General features: G+C 71.3%; 3 protein-coding genes and 1 pseudogene. 3 read left to right on the top strand and 1 reads right to left on the bottom strand.

What is annotated here, in order from left to right; translation table 11 throughout:
* Positions 1–756: pseudogene (locus ACIBSV_RS50525) on the bottom strand (hypothetical protein); the annotation flags it as partial.
* 511 nt (positions 757–1,267) lie between these two features.
* Between ACIBSV_RS50525 and ACIBSV_RS50520 the strand changes: the two are divergent.
* The 3 genes from ACIBSV_RS50520 (at position 1,268) to ACIBSV_RS50510 (ending at position 4,207) form a co-directional block, all read left to right on the top strand.
* Entirely contained in the window at positions 1,268–1,531 is a 264-nt protein-coding gene (locus ACIBSV_RS50520) for a hypothetical protein (RefSeq protein WP_395874752.1), read from the top strand.
* Positions 1,528–2,727 carry a methyltransferase domain-containing protein gene (locus ACIBSV_RS50515; protein WP_395874750.1) on the top strand — a complete coding sequence of 400 codons (1,200 nt, stop codon included), beginning with the start codon at positions 1,528–1,530 and terminating at the stop codon, positions 2,725–2,727. Before ACIBSV_RS50520 ends, ACIBSV_RS50515 begins: the two co-directional genes overlap by 4 nt.
* A 172-nt stretch (positions 2,728–2,899) precedes the next feature.
* Complete coding sequence (locus ACIBSV_RS50510; RefSeq protein WP_395874748.1) at positions 2,900–4,207, top strand: HEAT repeat domain-containing protein; 1,308 nt, start codon at positions 2,900–2,902, stop codon at positions 4,205–4,207.
* Positions 4,208–4,538: the final 331 nt, after the last annotated feature.

Below are 4,538 nucleotides of genomic sequence, written 5' to 3'. Positions count from 1 at the left end.
GCCGTCGCCGTCGAGGTCGCCGTCGGAGTTGAGCCTGGGGTAGGCGGCGCCGTCGAACCCGGTCCCGATCAGCGTGCGCGCGGCGGTGTTCCCCAGCGCCGTGACGTCGACGGTGCCGTCGGTGTTCTTCTTCGACGCGTACTGGTGGAGCTGTCCGGTGGCGCGGTCGCGGGCCCACAGGTCGGGGAGTTGGTCGCCGGTGGTGTCGCCGGGGGCGATGAGGTCGGAGTTGTTCAAGCCCGTGGCTCCCAGAAGGGTGGCCTTGGCGAAGGCGCCGGTGGTGGCGTTGCCGTTGAACATCCACATGCGTAGGCCGCGGGCGCCGCCGCCGATGTCGGGGCCGTCTTCCTCGATGGTGATCAGGTCGAGGTATCCGTCGGCGTTGGCGTCGCCGGGAGCGATGATCTGTCGGACTTTGCTCCAGTTGGGGCTGTACGTCGCGCAGGCGCCTGTTGGGGCGATGCAGGTGGTGGGGCGGTTCGGCAGGAGCCGATTGCCGCGGGTGAAGTATTGGCCGTTGTTGTTTTCCAGGCCTGAGCTGTCGGGGTCGAGTTCGGTGCTGAAGCTGCTTTGGTAGAGGTAGAGCTGACCGCTCGCGTGGACGTAGAGGTCGTCGTAGGTGATGCCGTTGCCGCCGCGGTGGGTGGTCAGGGCGCCGGTCCAGGTCTTCTTGCCGCCTGCTGCCTCGATGGGCCCTTCGACGGCGCCTGCCGCCAGTTGGCCGCCCTTGGTGGGGTCGGTGTCGATGCCGTACATGCGTAGGGCGCCGGTGTCGTCGGTGGTGAGCAGGTCGATGCGTCCGTCGCCGGTGACGTCGCCCAGGGTGGTGGTGGCGTTGGGGTTCGACGGGGCGTAGAAGGCGTAGTCGATCTGTTGGGAGCGGTTTCCCGCCTTGTCGACGGTTTGCGCGTAGAGGTGGTTGGTGCCCCAGTTCTGGATGGGGAGGTCCTTGATCTTCCAGGTCTTGTCGATGTCGTCGTAGACCGCGCGGGCGGCGCCGCCGACGGGAATGGTGCCGTTGAGGGAGTATTCGAACGTTTGGACGCCCGAGGCGTTGTCGGTGGCGGTCAGGGTGAATGTGCCCTTGTCGCCGGCGGTCCTGCCGGTGCCCTGGATGGGGTAGTCGGTGCTTGTGAGCGCCGGTACCGAGGGCGGTGTTGCGTCGATCGTGAAGGTCTGGCCGGTGGAGATGTCCGAGCTGAGTGCTCCGTCGCCGGTCTGGGCGGTCCACCGGTAGGTGCGGCCGTCGAGGAGTTTGCCCGGTGGGATGTCGGCGCGCGTGGACTGGCGGCGTGACTACGACAGCCTCGCCTACAAGGTCTGCGACCCGCCCCCTGCGGTGACTCAGGGTGTCCTGGCGATGCTGGACACGCTGGGTCTGCCGTACGGCGCGTTTGACTTCGTGATCACCCCGACCGGCGAGTGGGTGATGCTGGAGTTGAACCCGTCCGGGCAGTATGGATTCGTGGAACAGGCCACCGGGCTGCCGATCACGGCGGCGATCGCCGACTACCTCGAAGGAGTCACGTGAGCGTCCTCGACGACGACCGGGCCCTGATCGCCGCCCGGGTGCGCCTGGTGGAGCGGATCGCCGCCGGCGACGTCGTGCTCTCGTCCCGGATCGCCGAGTCGTTCCTCAACGTGCCCCGCCACGTGTTCACCCCGGTGTTCTACCGCCGCGAGGGCGGCGACCGTTTTACTCCGTGGCGTGCCGACGACACCGGCAACGCCGGCGGCGCCTGGTGGGACGCGGTCTATTCGGGGGAGTCGTTGATCACTGAGGTCGACGGTGTCCACGCCGAACACGCCCCGTCCGAGGGCGTGTCCGGGGTACCGACGTCCTCGTCGACCGCGCCGGATCTGATGGCCGACATGCTCGACGCCCTCGACCCCGTCCCGGGTGCCCGCACGCTGGAGATCGGTACCGGCAGCGGCTACAACGCCGCCCTGTTGTGCCGTCTCGTCGGGGCGGACCACGTCACCACGCTCGACCACACTCCGCACCTGGTCGACACCGCCCGCGAACGCCTCGAGATTGCCAGCTTCGCCCCCGACGTCGTCCTCGGCGACGGCACGACCGGCTGGGCCGGAAACGCCCCGTACGACCGGTTGATCGCGACCGCCTCCGTCCCGCGGATCCCGACTGCGTGGATCGAACAGTGCGCGCCGGGCGCGGTGTTGGTGGTCCCGCTCAAGGGCACCCTCGCGGGCGGGTCGATCGCCTGGCTGAAGAAACTCCCCGACGGCACCGCGGCGGGCCGCCTCATGCACACCCCCGCCGCCTTCATGCCCCTCCTGCCCGACACGGACCACGACGTGGACGAAGGAGCCCCTCGGCCCGCCCACTGGGAACCCGGGCATGCCGGGGACCAGACCCGCACCTCACTCCTGACCCCAAGGGTCTTGGACGACTGGACGTTCTCCTTCTTCGCCCAACTCCACCTCGACCCCCACACCACCCGCACCTTCACCCGCACCGACGGCCGCCACATCACCACCCTGCGCACCCCCGACGGCGGCGTAACCACCGTCACCGAGACCCACTCCGGCGCCGAGGTCGCCCGGTCCGGCGGGCGGGACCTGTGGACGCCGATCGAACGGGCCCACCGCCTGTGGCTGGAGCTGAATCGTCCGCGCCGCGAGTGGTTCACCCTCGACGCGGGCCCCACCGGCCAACACGTTCGCCTCGCAGCCCCGGACGGGCACGCCTACACCTGGACGCTGTGAGACGACCGGGGCTGCGCCGGACGTATTGTCGGCCGCCGTCGAACGCTCCGGCGTCGACCACCGTGCACCCGTCGAGGGCGCCGCCCGGGCGGCCCGACCACGACGACGGTGCGTCGAAGCGGAGCGGGCCCGGTCCGGGGCGGGTGTCGGTGTGGCGGGTCATGCTGTCGGGGTGACGATCACTTGGGAGGACCCGGACGGCCGGGGTGTGCCGGCGCGACTGTCGCCGACGGCGCGGCGGTTGATCGCGGGTACGGACTGGGCCGCCCTGGACGTCTTCGGATCGGCGGGGGACCTCGCGGCGGAGTTGCCGCGTCTGCTGAGTGCGGATCCCGCGGTGCGGGCCGCCGCGTTCTCGCGCGTGGCGGGAGCCACGAGCGTGCAGAACTCGTTGTATCCGGCGGCTGTGCCGGTGGCGGCGTTCACGGCGGCGATCCTCGGGCATCCGGCGACGACGAACACCCACGAGGGCGCCGCTCCCCACCCGAGGGGACGTCCCTCGTTGCGCGCGGTGCTCCTGACGTGGCTCGGCGAGCTGGACGACGACGCCTCCTACGGGGAAAGACCCGGAGACCGTCCCGGCTTCGACCCCAACCCGACCGTGCTCGCGTTCCGGGCGATCCGCCCGACCCTGTACGAAGCCGTCGGCGGCTTCCTCGACGACCCCGACCCGCTCGTGCGCGAGGCGGCCCTGGGCACCACCGTCGCCCTGCTCCTGGCGCCCGGCCTCACCGATCGCATACCCCGGGCGGCCCGGACCCTGCGCCGGCGGCTGGTCGGCGACGCGGATCGACGCGAGCGCGCCGCGGTGACGTTGGCCCTGGGGGCGTGGGGCCGCGACGTCCGCGATCTCCTCGACGATCGGGACCCGGCGATCCGGGTGTGCGCGGCTCTGGCCCCGGTGTGCGCGCACGACGTCGGCGCGGCCCGCGAGTTGCGGGCCGCGCTCGCGGATCCGACCGCCGTGGACCCTTGGTTCCCGGACCTGCTGCCCGCGGTCGTGGGACAACGGTTCCTGGGCGCGGTGGTCACGGCGGCGGCCGAACGCACCCGGGCGTTCGAGGACATGCTGCCCGTGGCCCGGGCGATGCTCGCCGCACCCGTCGGGCTCGACCTCGGCCCGCGGTGTTGGGTTCCGGTGTTGGCGGTGTTGTTCCCGGGGGTGGACGTGGACCCGATCGTGCCCACCGACGGCTGGGCCCCGTGCCACCGGGCCGGGCCCGGGATCGACCTCGCCGCCGCCGTGCTTACTCCCGGGCAACGGGCGTTCCTGCGCGAGCTCGCGGACCGGGACTCGTACTGGGCCGTCGCCCGCGAGGACGCCTGGACCCGGGAGTTGATCCCGCAACGCGCACGACAACGCGCGGCCCTGCGCGAACTCCTCGAACGCCCCCTGCACCCGGCGTGCCCCCACCCCCCGCCCGAGCACATGCCCGACCCCGATCGACACCGCTCCACCTTGCCCGAAGCCTCGGTGTAGCCGGGGTGGTCCGCCGACGTGGCCCGCGGCCCCGCGCGCCCGGCCGCGCCCGCCACGCAGTGACGCCGGGCAGCGGCGGAACCGCCAACCGGCCTCCGAACCCCGTGTGCCGCCGCGACACCGACTCGGCAGGCGAGTTCGCACACGCCATCCAGACGGTGCGGACACCGGCATGTGCGCCTTCATGTGATTCCGGGGGTGGTGGTTGGTGTGTGGGTGGGGAGTATCAGGATTTAGGCTCTGGCCCGTAATCGGTGGTAACGAAGGGTGACGGTTGTCGTTGGCATGGTGTGCACGATGTCAATGAGCTTGTGGCGGTGGTGTTTTCAGG

The organism is Embleya sp. NPDC050154, from assembly GCF_044460165.1.
Taxonomy (GTDB): Bacteria; Actinomycetota; Actinomycetes; order Streptomycetales; family Streptomycetaceae; genus Embleya.
Note: the sequence above shows the minus strand (reverse complement) of the source record. Positions and strands in the feature narration are given on the sequence as shown.

What these genes read in the sequence shown, in the direction of transcription:
- ACIBSV_RS50520 (WP_395874752.1), top strand. Translation starts at nt 1,268, where the DNA reads ATGTCGGCGCGCGTGGACTGGCGGCGTGACTACGACAGCCTCGCCTAC.